Raw genomic sequence first — 19,644 nt, forward strand, 5'->3', positions numbered from 1 at the left:
GACAGACCTTGAAATAAGAGGTCTTCCGGCAGATATCCGGGTAAGGAAATTTGGGATTCCGACCCGGCAAAAACGGGGTGGAGACAACCACCATTAACCGATTCGTAACTTTTTTGGTCCCGCTTGCGATCTTTTTTGATCGCCAGGCGTTGCTGTTTTGATGTGCAACGCCAGCATTGGCGGGGGGTTTTTACCGTGTGTATTTTTTCGGATTGCGCCGCATTACCGGGCCGGTCATAGATATTTACGCGCGGAAAACGAACAGGTTCAATGATCCTGGAGAGAGATGTATGAGTAGCGCAAACCAGACGACATTTACAAAGGTCGCACTTGCGTCGTTAGTCGGCGCGGTGGGCCTGCAATATGCGCTGATGTTTGGCGACTTTGATATTGCCCCGAAACCCGCAGGCATGGTGATCGACGCCTCGGTCGTGGTACCGGTAAATCCGGAAAAACCGAAGGTCAAAAAGCTTTATCAGCGCGACCCGGAAGTGGTCGCGCTTGACCAGTATTTCAAAAGCATTGACTACAAGCTGGGCAATGCGGGTGACATCCCGCGCGTTTATATCAAACGCGTGCCCAAAGGCCTGCGCGATCTCAGCTCTGTTGCGGAACGCAAACAGATCTTCCTGCGCATCATTCTGCCGCTTGCCCTGCGGGTAAACGAGGAAATTGCCGCACGCCGCGATCGCCTGCTATCCATTCAAAGCAACGAATATGCCGGCGTCCCGGCCACCCCGACCCAGCAGAAATGGGTCGAGAAAATGATGAAACGTTACCGCGTAGATGGTGGGGGCATTGCCGCCCTTCTTGAACGGATTGACATCATCCCGCCCTCGCTGATCCTGGCACAATCGGCTGAAGAAAGCGGCTGGGGGACGTCGCGTTTTGTGCGCAAGGGAAATGCCCTGTTTGGCCAGTGGGCCTATAACGAGGAAGAAGGCATTGTTCCCGAAAACCGCGAAACGGGCAAAACCCACGTGATCAAGGCATTTGACACGCTGATGGATTCCGTTCGTGCCTATGCGGTCAATATCAATTCCCACCCGGCATACGAGGCCCTGCGCGAAGAACGTGCCCGCCTGCGCGCTGGCGGCGAAAGCATCACCGGCTGGGAACTGGCAAAAACGCTGCTGAAATATTCCGAACGTGGCGAAGAATATGTGCAGTCGCTTCATGCCATCATGAAAGCAAACGGGCTTGATAACCTTGATGGCCTGAAATTCGCGGTCGAGGATGTCCCCCCACCGCCGAACCTTCTGGCTTCCCTGCAGGGTTAAGCCGACCTGCCAAAACCTGATAAAAAAGGGGTGCCACCATCGGCACCCCTTTCATATTCATACCATCAAACAAGTCCGTCCTGACGGGCCTAGGGCCGGTAGATCCAGCCCTTTTCGGATTTCACCATGCGTATTTCATTGCTGATACCGCGCCTGTCGCCAACAGTGAATCCGCCTTCCTTAAGTGCCAGCATTTTCATTTTCAGAACATCCACCGCATCGCGTGCCGCGGCACCCGCCGCATCAAGGTTTTCGACCCCCCGGCTTTGCTCAACAACATCATCGGCAAAATCGGAAATGCTGCGATCAAACACCATGTCATAGCTGACCATTACGGTCACAACGCCCTCGCCTTCGGCGACACTATTGGTTTTCTGCACATTTTCCACATGGGCCACGCGGGCATAGGGATCGTTGCGAAAACGCTCGATCACGGCAGTCGTGATTTCATCGGTACTGGGCTCGGCGCTGACCTCGTCATTACAGGCTGATAAAACCGGCACTATCAGCAAAAAGGCAAAAATGGCGACAAGGCGCTGCATCAGGTTCGATCCTTCTTTCATCGGTCAGTTGGGCAATTTGCGGCACGCTACAAAAAAGATATGGCGGAAATCGGGTGTTCCGCTTCCGCCATATCCTATCAGATGAAGTTTTTACGGCCCAAATTGCAAAAATGGCAAAGTGAACCGCATCATAACCCGGCCAAGGCCGGATTAGCCGTGTTCGGCCTCGTGCGCGGCAAGGGCTGCCAGATTGACAAGGTCGTTCACGGTGGCACCCATTTGCGTAATCTGGGCCGGTTTGGCCAGGCCAATCATGACCGGACCAATCACCGTACCGCCGCCAAGTTTACCCAAAAGCTTCGATGCCGTGGTTGCAGCATGAAGGGCCGGCATCACCAGCACGTTGGCCGGGCCAGACAGACGGCAGAACGGGTAAAGCTTCAGAAGTTCGGTATCGAGCGCGACATCAACGCTCATATCGCCATCAAATTCGAAATCGATATCCGAATTTTCCAGGATCGAAACCGCTTCGCGGATACGGTCGGTATCTTCGGTCCAGGGGTTGCCAAAGGTCGAATGCGAAATCATGGCAACACGCGGTTCATGGCCAAGCTGACGGGCCTTTTTCGCCGCCTGAATGGCGATTTCGGCCAGTTGTTCGGCATCGGGCACGTCATGCACACGGGTATCGGCAATAAACACCGTACGCCCTTTGGCAATGGCAATGGACAGCCCCATCGGAATTTCGCCGTCCTTGGCATCAATCACGGTGCTGATATCGGTGAAGCTGCGGTTAAAGTTCCGCGTCAGGCCGGTAATCATGCCGTCTGCCTGCCCCATCGCAACCATGGCTGCGGCAAAGACATTGCGCTTCTGGTTCACCATGCGCTGGCAGTCACGCCACAGATAACCTTTGCGCTGCAGACGTTCATAAAGGAACTCGGCATATTTGCGGTTATCGGTGGTCAGGGCCGCATTGGTGATTTCAACGCCATCCAGGCTTTCGATCCCCAGCGATTTTGCGGTTTCCAGAATACGATCTTCACGACCCACCAGAATGGGCGTGCCATAACCGGAATTACGGAAGGCCGCTGCCGCGCGAATAACGGTTTCCTCTTCGCCTTCGGCAAAGGCGATACGCTTGGGATGGGCGCGCACATAATCGGAAATCAGCTGCAGGTGGGCTGCTGTCGGGTCAAGACGGCTGCGCAACTGGTTTTCATATTCGCCCATATCAAAAATCGGCTTGCGGGCAACGCCGCTATCCATTGCCGCCTGGGCAACGGCCTTGGGCACGGCAATGATCAGGCGCGGGTCAAACGGGGCCGGAATGATATATTCCGGGCCATATTGCAACCGGCGACCGGAATAGGCAGCAGCCACTTCATCAGGCACGTCTTCGCGAGCCAGAGCCGCCACCGCGTGGGCCGCAGCAATTTTCATTTCCTCGTTGATGGTTGATGCCTGAACATCAAGCGCACCACGGAAAATATACGGGAAACCCAAAACGTTATTGATCTGGTTCGGGTAATCCGAACGGCCGGTCGCGCAAATGGCATCGTCGCGAATTTCGGCGACTTCCTCGGGGGTAATTTCCGGGTCCGGGTTGGCCATGGCAAAAATAATCGGCTGTTTGGCCATGCTTTTGACCATCTTGGTCGTCACCGCACCTTTGACCGACAAACCAAAGAATGCATCCGCCCCAACCATTGCTTCTTCCAGGGTGCGGGCATCGGTATCGGCGGCATGGGCCGATTTCCACTGGTTCATGCCATCTTCGCGGCCCTTATAGATAACGCCACGTGAATCACACATGATGACATTATCAGGGGTTACACCCATGCTTTTGACCAGTTCGGCCACGGCAATGGCGGCTGCACCAGCACCGTTGACGACCAGTTTGATGTCTTCAAGCTTGCGACCAGTCAAATCGCAGGCATTGATCAGGCCCGATGCGGCAATAATCGCCGTGCCGTGCTGGTCATCATGGAAAACGGGAATATCCATGATCTCGCGCAGGCGGCTTTCAATGATAAAGCATTCCGGCGCCTTGATGTCTTCAAGGTTGATGCCGCCAAACGATGCGCCAAGGAAGCGAACGCAATTGACGAATTCGTCAACATCCTCGGTGGAAACTTCAAGATCAAGGCCATCAACATCGGCAAAGCGCTTGAACAGCACTGCCTTGCCTTCCATGACCGGTTTGGACGCCAGCGCGCCCAGATTGCCCAGACCCAGAACGGCAGTACCGTTGGAAATAACAGCCACCATGTTACCCTTGGAGGTGTAATCATAGGCGGTTGCCGGGTTTTTGGCGATTTCGAGACACGGCACAGCCACACCCGGCGAATAGGCCAGGGAAAGGTCGCGCTGGGTGGTCAGCGGCTTGGAGGCGGTAATTTCGATTTTTCCGGGGCGGCCGCTGGAATGGAACAGCAGCGCTTCGCGGTCACGAACCTTGATTTCTTTTTCTTCCATATGTCTTCACTGACGCTTGCATGGTGGGTGAGAAAAGCGGTTAACCCAAAGACAGATTGTGGGACTGCCAAAGGGAACCTCGTAATAAATCAGGGTTCCGCACGCCGGTCAAAGGACCAGTTGATGAAAATTGCGATTTTTCCTGCATTTTCCGTATGTTGCATCGCAACATCACAGCATGGGCACACAGAATTCGAAAACCACTCATTAAAAAAGGCACCCGGCATATTGCGGGGTGCCTTTTTGGCAATCAGTCCAAATACCTTAAATCAGGCACCGGCTGCCGGCTCGACAGGTTCATGAATATGAACATTATGCGCGTTATTCAGCGCGAAAATCTCACGGGCTTTGGCTTCTTTGGCCGGGTCTTTCGGGTCAAGGCGGACCCACAAAGCAGCCGAACCTTCCTTGATCGCCTTGGCGAATTCTTCGGTATGCGGGGTGGATGTTACCTTGTCGATAAAATCGGTCAGGGCCATCGTGCCAACCCCCGCGCCAATCGCCAGGGCAAGGGCCGCCGTTGCAGCACCGCCAAACAGGGCAATGGCACCCGATGCCACCAGCGGAACTTCGTATTTCACTTCGCCAAACATCGCGGTCAGCACGTCGGTCCATGACTGGCCTTCCTTGCCAGCAACATCGATGGATTCATGGGTACTAAGCGCGGAAAGGTCGCTATGGGCGAAACCGGCATCCGACAGGGCCTTTATCGCGGCATCAAACGATTCTTTGGTATCAAACAGGCCGACCAGTTCCGGAACCTGGGCAGTGGTGTGTTCTTCAGACATTGTTTTTTTCTCCTGGGTCACTGGTCCGATAGATTTCTATACAAGTATTTTATCATATATTGCAAAACTTTAGGGCAAAATAACGGCCCCCCTCGCCAAGTCCGGCCGGGTTTGCTATCAAGGCTGCCATGAACAAAATGCCCGGATCCCCCGAAAAAACCATGACCGCACCCGATTTTAACCGCGACGGCGCCACCCCGATGATGGTCCAGTTCCTGGAACTTAAGGAACAGTACCAGGACTGCCTGCTGTTTTACCGGATGGGCGATTTTTACGAGCTGTTCTTTGACGATGCCGTCAAAGCCGCCGAAGCCCTTGATATTGCCCTGACAAAACGTGGCAAACATCAGGGAAACGATATTCCCATGGCCGGGGTTCCGGTTCACAGCCATGAAACCTATTTGCAGCGGCTGATCCGCAAGGGGTTTCGTGTTGCCGTTTGCGAACAGATGGAAGACCCGGCAGAAGCCAAAAAACGCGGTGCCAAATCCGTCGTCAAACGCGATGTGGTGCGCCTGATTACGCCAGGCACCCTGACCGAAGACAGCCTTCTGGATGCACGCCGCCATAACTATCTGGCAGCCATTGCCGATGTGCGCGGCAAAATGGGGGTGGCCTGGCTGGATATTTCGACGGGTGATTTTTATGTGCAGCCCTGTGCCAGTGCAGGTTTAAGTGCTGCCATTGCCCGGCTTGATCCCGGCGAAATCCTGATTTCGGACCGGTTGCTGAACCGGTCCGAAATGTTTGATTTATATAACGAATATAAAAACATCATTACGCCGCAGCCTGCCGCGCGCTTTGACCCGGCCAATGCCGAACTGCGCCTGAAAAAGCTGTATGATGTTGCGGCCCTTGATGCCTTTGGCGGGTTTGAAACCGCCGAACTTTCGGCCGCTGGCGCGCTGATTGATTATGTCGAACTGACCCAGAAGGGCCAGATGCCGCGCCTGTCACCCCCCACGCGCATGGCGCAGGGGGCGGCAATGGAAATTGATGCCGCCACGCGGCGCAGCCTGGAATTGACGCAAACCCAAAGCGGAGAGCGCAAAGGGTCGCTGTTATCAGTGATTGACCGCACCCGCACCGGGGCCGGAGCACGTTTGCTGGCCGCCCGCCTTTCTGCCCCGCTGACTGATGCCGGATCGATCAACCGGCGGCTTGATCTGGTCAGCTATTTTCATGACCACAATGATTTGCGCGTTGATTTGCGCAATGCCCTGTCGGAATGCCCCGATATTGAACGGGCGTTATCGCGCCTGTCGATTGGCCGTGGCGGCCCGCGTGATCTGGCAGCCCTTCGCGATGGCCTTGCCTGCGCCTTTGCCATTCGCACCCTTCTGGACCACCCAGCCGATAACAGCCTGGATAGCCTGCCCGGTGCCCTGAGCGACCATTTAACCGAAATGGGCCATCATGGTGACCTGGTGGACCTGCTGCGCCGCGCCCTTTCCGAAAGCCTGCCTTTGATGGCGCGTGATGGCGGTTTTATTGCCACGGGGTATCACCCGCCGCTTGATGAATTGCGCATGCTTTCAAGTGAAAGCAAAAAGCTGATTGCCAATTTGCAGGCGCGCTATACCGAACAGACGGCGATTTCCAGCCTGAAGGTCAAACATAACAACGTTCTGGGCTATTTCATCGAGGTTCCGGCCAAACAGGCCGACAAGATGATGGAGGTGGATGAATTCATTCATCGCCAGACCATGGCCAATGCCGTGCGTTTTACGACCGTGGCCCTTTCGGAACTGGAAAGCAAAGTCTCCAAGGCCGGTGACCAGGCCATGGCGCTGGAGCTGGAACTATTTGCCGATCTGGTCAATTCGGTGCTGGTCCATGCCGACCCGATTGCCCGCTGCGCACAGGCCCTTGCGGGGCTGGATGTGTCATCTTCGCTGGCCGAACTGGCACGCGAACAGGGCTGCATTCGCCCGATCATTGATAACAGCCTGTCCTTTGACATTCGCGGTGGCCGCCACCCGGTGGTCGAGGCTGCCCTGCAAAATGCCGGGGAATCGCCCTTTGTTGCCAATGACTGCCGCCTGGAAGACGAACAGAAACTCTGGCTGATTACCGGCCCCAACATGGCGGGTAAATCGACCTTCCTGCGCCAGAATGCCCTGATTGCCGTGCTGGCCCAGATCGGTGCATTTGTTCCGGCGCAATCAGCCCATATTGGCGCAATTGACCGGCTGTTTTCCCGTGTTGGTGCGGCCGATGATCTGGCGCGTGGCCGGTCGACCTTTATGGTCGAAATGGTCGAAACCGCAGCGATCATTAATCAGGCAACCGACCGGTCGCTGGTTATTCTCGATGAAATCGGGCGCGGCACGGCAACATTTGATGGCCTGTCGATTGCCTGGGCCGTGGTGGAAAACCTGCATGAAATCAATAAATGCCGTGGGCTTTTTGCCACCCATTACCACGAACTGACGGCCCTTGCCGCCAAGCTGGCGCATCTTTCCTGCCATACCATGCTGATCAAGGAATGGCAGGGCGAAGTGGTGTTCCTGCACGAGGTTGGCCCGGGCAGTGCAGACCGGTCCTATGGTATCCATGTTGCCCAGCTTGCCGGTTTGCCCAAGGCGGTCATCAAACGGGCCGAACAGGTGCTTAAAACCCTGGAAAAGGGCCAGCAGGGCGGTGCCGTTTCCAAACTGGCCGATGATTTGCCGCTTTTTGCTGCGGCCATGGCCCAGGTGGAAAAGGAAGAACAGGCCGCTGCCCCAGCATTAAGCACAGAACAGCAATCCCTGTTAGATGCGGTTGCGGCCCTGGAACCTGATGACATGTCCCCGCGCGAGGCACTTGATGCGCTGTATCGTTTGCGCGATTTGAAACGCCAGGCCGGGGCTTGAAACGACCCGGTGCAAAACCGTTAAGGACCGGGGTTAAATTGCCCGGTCGCACTGGAAAAAACGGTTTTGCACCAGATATATAAAACGGCCCGCTGGCAAATATTTTACTGGTAATCAGAGGGGCGGCACGCAAAAATCGCCCCCTGCCAGACCCGGTTTGCTGGTGGTTGGCTGCTGGTGCAGAAAACTACAATTTGACCGTTCCATCAAATGCCGGAACCCGTATCCCGGAATCAAAGTCCCGACAACAAGGACACCGCATTTCGCCATGCTTAAAGTCAAGAATCAGCGTGATATCATCGACCGCCGCAAAGTTTTCGCCGAACTTGGTAAAATTGGCAAAGATGGTGATTTAAAACCCCTTAAACAGCGTGCCGCGGTTTTGCGCTGCCTGAAGGATACGCTGTTGCATGGGCGTTCCGAAATACGCGAACGGTTTGAAGCCAGCAATTCCGGCCATGATGCGGTTTTTTCCTATAGCTTCCTGATCGATCAGATCGTGCGGCTTATCCATGATTACGCCATCGAATTTGTCTATCCCCTGCATAACCCGACCAAGGAACAGCGCATGTCGGTGGTGGCTGTGGGCGGTTATGGCCGGGGTGACATGGCACCGCATTCGGATGTCGATATCCTGTTTCTGTTTCCCTACAAACAGACAGCGCATGGCGAACAGGTTGTTGAATATATCCTGTATATGCTGTGGGATCTGGGCCTGAAGGTGGGGCATGCCACCCGATCGCTGGAAGACTGCCTGCGCATGGCACGCCAGGATATCACCATTCGCACCAACCTGCTTGAAAGCCGGTTTGTATGGGGCGATGAAGCCATTTATGACCAGTTCCGCACCCGGTTCATGGATGAACTGGTCAAAGGCAGCGGCCTTGAATTTATTGAAGCCAAGCTTAACGAGCGCGATGAACGCCATATCCGTATGGGGGATTCACGCTATGTCGTTGAACCCAACGTCAAGGATGGCAAAGGCGGCCTGCGCGATTTGCACACCCTGTTCTGGATTGGCAAATATCTCTATCGCGTCAATACCCCGCTGGAGCTGGTGGATCAGCGCGTTCTGACCAAAAAGGAAGCCCAGGGCTTTTTGAAAGCACAGAACTTTCTGTGGTCGGTTCGCTGCTGGCTGCATTACCTGTCGGACCGGCCCGAAGACCGCCTGACATTTGACATGCAGCGCGAAATTGCCACCCGCCTTGGCTATACCGACCATGCCGGTGCCAGTGGCGTTGAACGCTTCATGAAGCACTATTACCTGATGGTCAAACATGTGGGTAACCTGACCCGCATTTTCTGTGCCGCCCTTGAGGAACGCCATCAGCGCCGCCCGCTGATCCGTTTTCCGGCCCGGTTTTTTGGCAATAAGGAAATTGACGGCTTTCAGCTTCGCAATGACCGCCTGGCTGTTGAAAGCCGCGATGTATTTCGCGAAGACCCGATCCAGATGCTGCGCCTGTTTTTGGTAGCGCATCAAAACGGGGTTGGCATTCACCCCGAAAGCCTGCGCTGGGTAACGCAAAACCTGCAACTGATTGACCAGTCCCTGCAAAAGGACCCGGCGGCAAACGCCATTTTCCTGCAAATTCTGACCCACAAAATCACACCGGATATCCCCCTTCGCAAAATGAACGAAGCCGGGGTTTTGGGCCGGTTTGTGCCAGATTTCGGGCGTGTCGTGGCGCAAATGCAATATGACATGTACCACACCTACACCGTGGACGAGCACACCATCCGCGCCATTGGCATTTTAAACCAGATCGAATGTGGCGATTTGTCCGACGAGGCCCCGGTGGCAACATCGGTGATTCACAAGGTAATTTCGCGCCAGGTTTTATATGTGGCCGTGCTGATGCACGACATTGCCAAAGGCCGGGGGGGTGACCATTCCGAACTGGGTGCCGAAGTTGCCGAAAAACTGTGTCCACGCCTGGGCCTAAGCCCGGCCGATACCGAAACGGTGGCCTGGCTGGTCAAGGCGCATTTATGGATGAGTGCCACCGCCTTTAAACGCGACCTGAACGACCCCACCACCATTCGCGCCTTTGCCGACCTGGTACAGTCACAGGAACGCCTGCGTCTGCTTTTGTGCCTGACAGTGGCCGACATTCGCGCCGTTGGCCCCAATGTGTGGAATGGCTGGAAGGCATCGCTTCTGCGCGAACTTTATTACGCCACCGATGACCTGCTTTCGGGCGGGCTGAATGCAGACAGCCGCGATTCCCGCGTGGCCCGTGCCCAGCAAAAAGTACGCGAAGCCCTGACCGGCTGGAGCGAACAGGATATCGAAGATTTCATCGAACGCGGATATCCGTCCTACTGGCTGAGTTTTGATACCGAAACCCAGTTGCGCCATGCCGAGCTGACCCGCGAAGCAAAAAATTCGGGGGCGGATATTACCATCCATACCCGAATTGAAACCGATATGGATGCAACCGAAATTACGGTTCACACCACCGACCATCCCGGCCTGTTTTCACAAATTGCCGGGGCCATGGCGGTATGTGGTGCCAGCATTGTTGATGCCAAGATCCTGACACTCAGCGACGGCATGGCGCTTGATACCTTCTGGATTCAGGATGCCAATGGCGAAGCCTTCAACGACAAGGGCCGATTAAACAAGCTGCGCAAAACACTGGAAGAGGTTATTTCCGGGCAACTGCGCCCCAGCGGCGAAATCCGCAAACGCCAGGTTGTGGATAACAAGGCCCGGACAGCCGTATTCCGGGTGGAACCCAACGTTATTATCGATAACAAGGCCAGCCGCACCCATACCGTGATCGAAGTTACCGCGCGTGACCGCCAGGGCCTGCTTTATGACATCACCCGTGTTCTGCGCGATCTGTCACTGCAAATTGCATCAGCCCGTATTTCGACCTTTGGCGAACGCGCTGTTGACGTCTTTTATGTGAAGGATGTTTTCGGCCTGAAAATTGATAGCCGCACCAAGTTTGTCCAGATCAAGGAAAACCTGATCGAGGTACTGACAAATGATGATCGCGGATAAGGGAAAGCCGGTGCGCCAATCATGACGTGACGAGAGCAAGGGTATCTCCACCGACCCGATCCGTGCATTTTGCCGGATATGGCCTGCTCAGAGCCGTACAAGGTCGGGGGTCCCTGTTTTGTGCTCTCGTCCGTCGAATTCCAAGTGCTCGTATCCCAACAAAACCTGGAAACGTTAAAATGGACCGGTTCACCGGCCAAAGCCTGTGACAGCCATCACAAGCGATAAATATTTTGTGATGGGCGCCTTGCAGGGCCCCTAAAAATTACCGTTTCCTTCACCTTCCAATGGCAGTCTCGCGCGCAGGGGAAGTACGGCCAAAGGCCAAAGCCAGCCCCCTGACACCACCGGGAAATTTCGGATCAGAAAGACCATGTCACTTGTTCGTTCGATTGCCACTGTCAGTGGTTTTACCCTGCTTTCACGGTTATTGGGCTTTGCCCGCGACATTCTGATTGCGGCAATGCTGGGTGCAGGCGGCATGGCCGATGCCTTTTTCGTGGCATTCAAATTTCCCAACCTGTTTCGCCGCCTTTTTGGCGAAGGGGCCTTTTCAGTCGCGTTCATTCCGCTTCTGGCCGGTGATATTGAAAAACGCGGCCTGGAAGAAGCCCGCGATTTTGCCGCCAATGCCCTGTCGATCCTGATTGTGCTGACAGGGTTTCTTGTGGCGATTATCGAAATCATCATGCCCTGGGCCATGCTGGTTTTTGCACCGGGCTTTTCCGAAAACCCGGAAAAATTCACGCTGGCGGTCGAACTTTCGCGCATCACGTTTCCCTATCTGGCCTTTATTTCAGCCGTCGCGCTAATGTCAGGCATTTTAAATACCCTGCATCGTTATGCCGCAGCGGCCGCCGCCCCGGTGGTTTTGAACATTTTCATGATCGGCGCCCTTCTGGCCCTAACACCGATTACCCAAACACCGTCCCATGCCCTGGCATGGGGGGTTCTGTTTGCCGGGATCGGGCAGTTTGTGTGGCTGGTGATTGCGTGTAAACGGGCTGGTTTTGCCATTCGCTGGCAATTGCCCCGCATTGACGACAAGGTAAAATTGCTGGGCAAACGCATGGTGCCGGGCATGATTGGCGTTGGCGTTTACCAGCTTAACCTGCTGATCGATACGATGCTGGCATCGATGGTATCGGACGGCGCGGTTTCCTGGCTTTATTACGCGGATCGCGTGCATCAATTGCCATTGGGCGTCATTGGCATTGCCATTGGCACGGCCATGCTGCCCACCCTGTCGCGCCAGCTTCAGGGCAAGGACCCGTCTGTTGCGATGTATAGCCAGAATCGCGGCATTGAAATTGCCCTTTTGCTGACCATGCCTGCCGCCGTTGCCCTGGCTGTCATGGGCATTCCCATCATCAATGTTCTGTTTCAGCGCGGCGCCTTTAGCGCAACAGAGACCAGTGCCACGGGCATGGCGCTGACGATTTTTGCCTGTGGCCTGCCGGCATCGGTGCTGGTCAAGGTATTGGCACCGGGGTTCTTTGCCCGCGAAGATACCAAAACCCCCATTCGCATCGGCATTATCTGCATGATTTTGAATATCGGCATGATCGTTGTTCTGATGCCGTTATTTGGGCATCTTGGTATTGCGGCGGCAACAGCGGTTTCATCCTGGATCAACGCCATCTCGCTGGGCACCATTTTGCGCAAACGCAACCATCTGACATTTGATGACCGTTTAAAACGCCGTGTTCCACGCATTATTCTATCTTCAGCCATGATGGGCCTGGCCCTGTGGGCGGCGATTACATTTTTCTGGAATGCGGGATATGACGCCATTTTACGTGCTGCCATTATGGCCGGCATCGTGATCACCGGAATGGTTGTTTATGCGCTGATCGCCCAGCTTAGTGGTGCGACAAGTTTTAGCGAACTGAAATCAACCCTGAAGCGCGGCAACCCGGCATAATAACAGTGCCGGGAGCACGGGCATGGCGTGATCGCGGCTAATTTGCCCCATATACGACAAGCTGCTTGACCTGTTCGCCTTCGGGGGCTTAACTCCGCGCGTCTGTTCGTATGCTCGTCCGCCGGCGGGTGTCCACAACCTGGCGGAGCATGCGGATTTTTTATGAACATTCCTGAATTGGACGATACACACATGCAACGTGTTTTCTCGGGCGCCCAGCCCACCGGCAATCTTCATCTTGGCAACTATCTTGGCGCAATCCGCAACTGGGTTGCTTTGCAGAACGATTATGAATGCGTTTATTGCGTCGTTGATCTGCATGCCATCACCGTCTGGCAGGAACCAAACGAACTGCGCGCCAACATTCGCGAACTGGCCGCCAGCATGATTGCTTCGGGCGTTGATCCGGAAAAACACATTCTGTTTAACCAGAGCCAGGTTTCCGCCCATGCCGAACTGGCCTGGATTTTCAACTGCGTGGCCCGTATCGGCTGGCTCAACCGCATGACCCAGTTCAAGGAAAAGGCTGGCAAGCATCGCGAAAATGCTTCCCTTGGTCTTTATGCCTATCCCAGCCTGATGGCAGCCGACATTCTGGCCTATAAGGCCACCCATGTTCCGGTTGGCGAAGACCAGAAACAGCATCTTGAACTGACCCGCGACATTGCGGCGAAATTCAACAATGACTTCAGCGCGGAAGATTTCTTCCCCCTGCCCGAGCCGCTTATTCTTGGCCCGGCAACCCGTGTGATGTCATTGCGTGACGGGTCCAAGAAAATGTCAAAGTCCGATAGCTCGGACATGGCACGCATCAACATGACCGACGATGCCGATACCCTGGCTAAGAAAATCCGCAAGGCCAAAACCGATGCCGAACCGCTTCCCTCCGAAGCAGAAGGTCTGGAAGGCCGTCCGGAAGCCCGCAACCTTGTCACCATTTATGCAGCCCTGCTTGATAAGCCGGTAGCAGATGTTCTGGCGGAACATGGTGGCACCCAGTTTTCGGGTTTCAAACAGGCCCTGACGGACGTGGTTGTTGATAAGCTGGCACCGATCACCGGTGAAATGGCCCGTCTGAAAAACGATTCGGCCTATATCGATGCGGTTCTGGCCAAGGGGGCGGAACGCGCCGATGCCATTGCCCAGCCGATCCTGCGTGATGTTAAGGAAGTTGTCGGTTTCCTGAACCGCTAAAACCCATTTCATCAAAAAGGCCCGGTTTCCACACGGAACCGGGCCTTTTTGTATCTGCGCTATGCCGCCATTATCCCGGTGGCACAGCAAACTAAAGCCCTTTGCCAGGATCAGATCGAACCCTGGTTTTGCTGGCGTTTTTGCATGGCCTGGTATTTCTGCAGGCCATCCATCATGGTCTGGCTAAACCATGCACCCACCGGAGCCTGACCGGCATTATGCTGTTCTGCTTCACGCAAAAGCGGGTGTTCATCGCTAACATCAGCGTTTGCATTGTTGGCACCAGCACTGGTATTGGCCGCTAGCTGGTCATTACCTGCACCCAGCGATGAAGACCGGTTTACGCCGCTGGCAGATGCTCGGTTATTGGCGCCATTTGCCGGGCGGTCATTGTTGCTGCTGGCCGAATTACTGACCGGGCCAAGACCAAGGGCGGAATTAAACCGGGCTGCCATTTCAGCAGGCGATAAAACCGGCCCACTGGCCATATCATCACGCAGGGCGGCATCCGTCATCAGGGCGGGATTCATGCGCTCGGTTTCAGCCCTGCCCTGCTGGGCGCGCGCCTTGATCAATTCACCCTGCACATCCCCACCGAAGGACGGACCTGATACACGGCCGTTATTTTCTGCCCGCTGCCAAACCGTGGCACCTTTTTCATGATTTACATGCACATTGGCCGACAAACGCGAGGATGCACCGGTCGTTTCACGCTGGGCCACCATGCGTGATGCATAATCGCTATGTCCCGCGCGGGCCAGGGTAACGGCAAGTTCTGCCGGGTCTGCACTTTTGGCAGCACTTAACGCGCCCCGTTCAAACGGGTTTTCAGCCGCAGGTGCATCCTGCTGGGCGGGCTGCGCCGCTGAATTGGGGACAGACCGGTTAAATGATGCCGGTGTCGGTGCCAAGGCGGCGGCTGCATTTGTGCCCATTGGTGCGGATTGGGCAATATTTTCCGCGACCGTTTCACTGGCGGGATTTGCCTGGTCAAATGGCAGGGTTGCTGCAACGGCGTTTTGGGCCGCAGCCTGTTCCCCCGCCATTGCCGATGCCAGCGAGGTATCACCCGTGCTCCAGGGCAGGACAAGGCCATTACCGGGCGTGCTGGCCGTGGCTGATGCGTCAGGGTTGGAATTGGCATTGTCATTCTGGGCGATGGCGGTTGCCGGGTTACTGTTGCTGTCATCGCCTTCAAACAGGGCAAGGACATGGGCACCGGTATCTTCACCGGTAAAGCCTTCAACTGCGGCATCCACGGCGGCACCGGCCAGGCCAAAAATACCGCCAAACAGGCCACCACCTACCACACGGGCAGCATTGCCCATCTGGTCGCCAGTCAATTCACGATACAGCGCGCCGACAACAGGAATATGTTGCAGCGGATTAATCACATCAATGATGTCACCAAAATCAAAGCCATCGTCGCCAAACAGGAAGCTGGCAAATCCCCCGGATTCACCATTTTCTGCCGCCTGCTGTGCCGGGTTGCCAGCTTTGGCCGCGCTTTGCTGCGCGCCATTTGCCGTTTGCGCCCCCGCACCGGGCGAAATTTGCCGCCAATCTGCACCTATCGACATAGCAGTCCTCCTCTTGCCGATAGATATGCAATCATGATGCCAAAATTCATTCTGGCTATTTTGGGGCAAAAAATCGCTGAATTCCGGGTTCTTTTGCGCAAGGGACCGTTGCCAGCCCACCCATAACAAAACATCCCGGCAGAAGCTGCCGGGATGGAAATGGTGTTTTACAAAATATGCAGCCGGAATATCAGCAGGGGCTTAAAACAGGTGCCCTGCCCGGTCCTTTTTGGTTTTCAGGTAAAACGCATTATGGCCGTTAGACGGAAATTTGTGCGGTACCCGTTCGCTTACAGTAACACCCCAATTTTCCAGCCCGCGCAGCTTTTCGGGGTTATTGGTCAGGATACGGACAGTCGAAAAGCCAAGCTGGCGCAACATTTCTGCCGCCGGGCGATAAACACGTTCATCGGCGTCAAAACCAAGTTCTTCGTTGGCATCAAGGGTATCAAAGCCACGATCCTGCAAGGCATAGGCCCGCAATTTATTGACCAGGCCAATACCGCGCCCTTCCTGGCGCAAATAAAGAACGATGCCACCTTTGCCACCGGCCGAAATTTCGGCAATTGCGCCACGCAATTGCGGGCCGCAATCACAACGCAACGATCCGATCAAATCACCGGTAAAACATTCCGAATGCAAACGCACCAGTACCGGTTCATCCGCCACGGGTTCATCAATAATTATAGCAATATGTTCCTGCCCACCATCGGCCGGACGAAAGGCCACCACGCGGGTATTTTCTGCATTTTCCAGGGGGACGCGGGCATCGCTTACCTGGCGCAGGGACCCTGCGGCGGCATCCTCGTAACCATTAACGATGTTGGCATCGAGCAATAACAGGTTTTCAGCCCTGGCAAATTCTTCAACCCGGGCTGCATCAACAGAAACTGAAACGATGGCCGGCAACAAACGGGCAAGTTTTACCAGGCGAATGGCGGCATCCTCGCCGGCATCAGTCTGGCGCCAGCTTGCCGTTGGGGCCTCGACCATATCAAGCAGCGGATTGGCCCAAATGGAAAATGTCGTACCATCCACCTGCTGCGGATTTGCTGGCTGCAGGGCGCAAAACCCTCTGCTGGTATCGGCATGGCCAAGGGCACGTGCGCGCACCCGCGGCAATATCAGGGCAATATCATCGGCATTGACGGCGATCGCACGCAAACGTGCCAGGCCGTGATCGGATAATGGTTCGGTCGCGATGGCCGCGATGGCCGCATTTTCAGACCGGATCAATATCATTTCGCCACGGCGCAGGTCGGCAACGGCACGGGAAACCGAAATCAGCTCGGATGTTGAAATTTCGGAACCTGCCGAAATGCTGTTGGGCGTCGTCATCGTCATACTTAATTTTATTACCGATTTGGGGCCAGGGCGATCACAAGATCGCGATCAGGCCGGTATGAGGCTGGATCATTCGTTCGTCAATGTCTAAAGCCAAAACAGTTTGTTCTTGAAAAAGTGACGATTTGAGTGTGAGAGTTGGTTATATTGCACATAGGCAATGCTCTCCAATTGCCACGAAAAAAGAACAGGGCCTGAATATAGACGGAATTTAGGGACCAGCAAGGGATGGCAATGACGACAGGTAAACAGGTTTTAGTGGTTGAAGATGATGCGGCGCTGAGCCAGTCACTGACCGAGCAACTCCGCCTTCATGAAGAATTTGACTGCGTGGTTGCCAATAGCGGCCAGGAAGCGCTTGAAGCCGTTAAAGACAACTATTTCGATGTCATCCTGCTTGATGTTGGTTTGCCCGATATAGACGGGCGCGATGTGTGCAAATTGATGCGCCGTGCCGGTGTCAAATCCCCTGTGATCATGCTGACCGGTGCCAATAGCGATTCTGACACGATTCTGGGTCTTGAATCCGGCGCAAATGACTATGTCACCAAACCGTTTCGCCTCAATGTGCTGCTGGCCCGTATTCGCGCCCATATCCGCCAGCATGAACAAAGCGAAGATGCCGTTTTTGCCATCGGCCCGTATAGCTTCCAGCCCAGCGCCAAAATTCTGGTTGAAACGGCAACCGACAAAAAGATCCGTCTGACGGAAAAGGAAACATCAATCCTGAAATTCCTGTTCCGTGCCGGGGATAAACCGGTTTCACGTGAAACCCTGCTTGATGAAGTTTGGGGATATAACGCTGGTGTGACAACGCATACACTTGAAACGCATGTGTATCGCCTGCGCCAGAAAATCGAAAAAGACCCCTCCAGCGCGACGATCCTGGTTACCGAACCCGGTGGCTACAAACTCGTCCCCTGAACCGGGTTTAATCCGGTTTTCCGATAAGATGCGCGATATTGAGCCTGCTTTGCAGGCTCAATTGCTTTGAGGTGGGTTTAATAACTTTCACAAGCCGCCATCAAGCCGGATCACAATCCCTATCACGCAGCTTTCCCGATCCGCTCCGATCACGATTTTTGGTTTTCCCAAAAATCTGTGTCACAGATTACCAACTTTGACGTCTCATCTGGTTGGGGAAAAATCGATCTGTTCGAAAGGCAGTTTTGCCAACTGCGTGCTTAAACGCGGAAAACCCAACCAAAAGACCTGATAACAGCAAATATTCAGGCAAAAAGGACGAAATTAATTTGAATTTCGTCCTTTTTCAGCATCAAGGGGCAAGATTATAGGCGCGATGCCCAAAAATTGCGGTTCCAACCCGAATATGCGTAGCGCCAAGGCGAATAGCACACTCGTAATCACCGCTCATGCCCATGCTGCGCACCTTTAAACCATGCCGGTCGGCAATTTTTCCCAAGAGGCCAAAATGGGGTGAAGGTTCTTCGTCAACCGGGGGAATGCACATCAACCCGGTTACCGGCAATGCCAGATCATGGATGCATTCACGAATGAAATCATCGGCATCGGCGGGGTCAATTCCCGCTTTTTGCGGTTCGCGACCAATATTGATCTGAATATATAATTCCGGGCACTGGCCGGTTTCATCGCGAAGGCGGGCAAAGGTTCGGGCCAGTTTGGGGCGGTCCAGTGTCTCGATGACATCAAACAGGCTCATGGCCTCGCGGGCCTTGTTGCTTTGCAACGGGCCGATCAGGTGTAGTTCCACATCAGGGAATTCCTGCTTTAATCCCGGCCATTTTTCAGACGCTTCCTGAACCCGGTTCTCGCCAAATATCCGCCGCCCAGCAACCAGCGCACCCCTTACATGGGGGGCATCGTGGGTTTTGCTGACACATACCAGTGTCACGTCATCGCTTTTCCGGCCAACGGCACTGGCAGCTTCGTCAATATTTTGCTGAATAGTGGCAAGGTTGGCAGCGATATCGACATCGCCTGATGAATCGTTATGATCGCTCATGTTATGCGAGATTCCGGTTCAGTGCCCAAAAGGACGTTACAACATAATGGAGCCCAAACTAGCAAAGCTGGCGCAGCAACTCAATTTACGTAACGCACCGGATCGCAGCCTTTCGCCCGTTATATTAATGAGCGACGATAAAAGGCTGCCTGATCCGCACCTGGCACTCAACAAACTGCCCAAAGGCAGTACCCTTGTTTTCCGGCATTATGATGCCGCTGACCGGACACAACAGGCACTGATCTTACGTAAAATCTGTCGCAAGTTGGGGCACCGCTTTTTTATTGCTGCTGACATTCTGTTGGCCATCCGGCTGCAAGCAGACGGGCTTCACATGCCAGGCTACATCCAGAAAACCCCCATTGATCTGCTTAATACCGCAAAAAAACATGGTTTGATGGTCAGTGCTGCCATTCATGACATGCCCCAGCTAAGGCATCTGCTGGCATTTGGGCGCAATATTGATGCCGCCATCATCTCCCCGTTATTTGCAACCCAAAGCCACCCGGGAGCACCCTGTTTGGGTTATGCGAAATTTGAGCGGATGGCGCACCTGGCGACCCGTCATGGGATAGGTGTCTATGCGATGGGGGGCGTTGATATTTCCAGAGGGCATATGCTTGGAAAATTGCCGATTTGCGGTATTGCCGGGATCGGATTCGCCACTTAATGTCGGCGTGATCGGCCCCCGTTTA

The 19,644-nt window shown here is 54.7% G+C and carries 13 protein-coding genes; 7 read left to right on the plus strand and 6 right to left on the minus strand.

Annotated elements, in window-relative coordinates:
• Positions 1 to 290: 290 nt before the first annotated feature.
• The gene (locus tag CSC3H3_RS19435) at positions 291 to 1,280 is read left to right on the plus strand and encodes a glucosaminidase domain-containing protein (protein ID WP_101285905.1); all 990 of its coding nucleotides are present in this window, start codon (positions 291 to 293) and stop codon (positions 1,278 to 1,280) included.
• Positions 1,281 to 1,369: 89 nt separating this feature from the next.
• On the opposite strand, the gene CSC3H3_RS19440 is transcribed toward CSC3H3_RS19435, so the two are convergent.
• From CSC3H3_RS19440 to CSC3H3_RS19450, 3 genes are all read right to left on the minus strand, one after another.
• Positions 1,370 to 1,822, minus strand: a complete 453-nt coding sequence (locus CSC3H3_RS19440; RefSeq protein ID WP_101265610.1) for a hypothetical protein — start codon at positions 1,820 to 1,822, stop codon at positions 1,370 to 1,372.
• 171 nt (positions 1,823 to 1,993) lie between these two features.
• Positions 1,994 to 4,261 (minus strand): NADP-dependent malic enzyme, encoded by a 2,268-nt coding sequence (locus CSC3H3_RS19445; protein WP_101265259.1) that lies wholly within the window; start codon positions 4,259 to 4,261, stop codon positions 1,994 to 1,996.
• Between the two features lie 269 nt (positions 4,262 to 4,530).
• Positions 4,531 to 5,049 carry a hypothetical protein gene (locus CSC3H3_RS19450; protein WP_101285906.1) on the minus strand — a complete coding sequence of 173 codons (519 nt, stop codon included), beginning with the start codon at positions 5,047 to 5,049 and terminating at the stop codon, positions 4,531 to 4,533.
• A 161-nt stretch (positions 5,050 to 5,210) separates the two neighbouring features.
• Here CSC3H3_RS19450 and mutS point away from each other — a divergent pair, with 161 nt between their 5' ends.
• The 4 genes from mutS to trpS all read left to right on the plus strand — a co-directional run bounded on the left by mutS (position 5,211) and on the right by trpS (position 14,041).
• Complete coding sequence (mutS, locus tag CSC3H3_RS19455; protein WP_245881190.1) at positions 5,211 to 7,907, plus strand: DNA mismatch repair protein MutS; 2,697 nt, start codon at positions 5,211 to 5,213, stop codon at positions 7,905 to 7,907.
• 268 nt (positions 7,908 to 8,175) lie between these two features.
• Positions 8,176 to 10,923, plus strand: coding sequence for a [protein-PII] uridylyltransferase (locus tag CSC3H3_RS19460; RefSeq protein WP_101265266.1), 2,748 nt, complete (start codon positions 8,176 to 8,178; stop codon positions 10,921 to 10,923).
• A gap of 373 nt (positions 10,924 to 11,296) precedes the next feature.
• Positions 11,297 to 12,847: a murein biosynthesis integral membrane protein MurJ gene (gene murJ, locus CSC3H3_RS19465; RefSeq protein ID WP_101285908.1), complete on the plus strand. Its 1,551-nt coding sequence runs from the start codon at positions 11,297 to 11,299 to the stop codon at positions 12,845 to 12,847.
• Positions 12,848 to 13,039: 192 nt separating this feature from the next.
• Positions 13,040 to 14,041 (plus strand): tryptophan--tRNA ligase, encoded by a 1,002-nt coding sequence (gene trpS, locus CSC3H3_RS19470; protein ID WP_101265611.1) that lies wholly within the window; start codon positions 13,040 to 13,042, stop codon positions 14,039 to 14,041.
• Between the two features lie 110 nt (positions 14,042 to 14,151).
• Here trpS and CSC3H3_RS19475 read toward each other — a convergent pair whose 3' ends face one another.
• Together CSC3H3_RS19475 and ribA are read right to left on the minus strand one after the other, a co-directional pair.
• Positions 14,152 to 15,621, minus strand: a complete 1,470-nt coding sequence (locus tag CSC3H3_RS19475) for a hypothetical protein (RefSeq protein WP_101285909.1) — start codon at positions 15,619 to 15,621, stop codon at positions 14,152 to 14,154.
• A 201-nt stretch (positions 15,622 to 15,822) separates the two neighbouring features.
• Positions 15,823 to 16,959, minus strand: a complete 1,137-nt coding sequence (gene ribA, locus CSC3H3_RS19480) for a GTP cyclohydrolase II (RefSeq protein ID WP_101286336.1) — start codon at positions 16,957 to 16,959, stop codon at positions 15,823 to 15,825.
• Positions 16,960 to 17,199: 240 nt separating this feature from the next.
• Between ribA and CSC3H3_RS19485 the strand changes: the two genes are divergently transcribed.
• Positions 17,200 to 17,889: a response regulator transcription factor gene (locus CSC3H3_RS19485; protein WP_101265272.1), complete on the plus strand. Its 690-nt coding sequence runs from the start codon at positions 17,200 to 17,202 to the stop codon at positions 17,887 to 17,889.
• A gap of 352 nt (positions 17,890 to 18,241) precedes the next feature.
• Here CSC3H3_RS19485 and CSC3H3_RS19490 read toward each other — a convergent pair whose 3' ends face one another.
• Positions 18,242 to 18,949, minus strand: coding sequence for a YggS family pyridoxal phosphate-dependent enzyme (locus tag CSC3H3_RS19490; protein ID WP_101285910.1), 708 nt, complete (start codon positions 18,947 to 18,949; stop codon positions 18,242 to 18,244).
• A gap of 46 nt (positions 18,950 to 18,995) precedes the next feature.
• On the opposite strand from CSC3H3_RS19490, the gene CSC3H3_RS19495 reads away from it, so the two are divergent.
• Positions 18,996 to 19,619 carry a thiamine phosphate synthase gene (locus CSC3H3_RS19495; RefSeq protein WP_101285911.1) on the plus strand — a complete coding sequence of 208 codons (624 nt, stop codon included), beginning with the start codon at positions 18,996 to 18,998 and terminating at the stop codon, positions 19,617 to 19,619.
• Positions 19,620 to 19,644: the final 25 nt, after the last annotated feature.

The organism is Thalassospira marina, from assembly GCF_002844375.1.
Taxonomy (GTDB): domain Bacteria; phylum Pseudomonadota; class Alphaproteobacteria; order Rhodospirillales; family Thalassospiraceae; genus Thalassospira; species Thalassospira marina.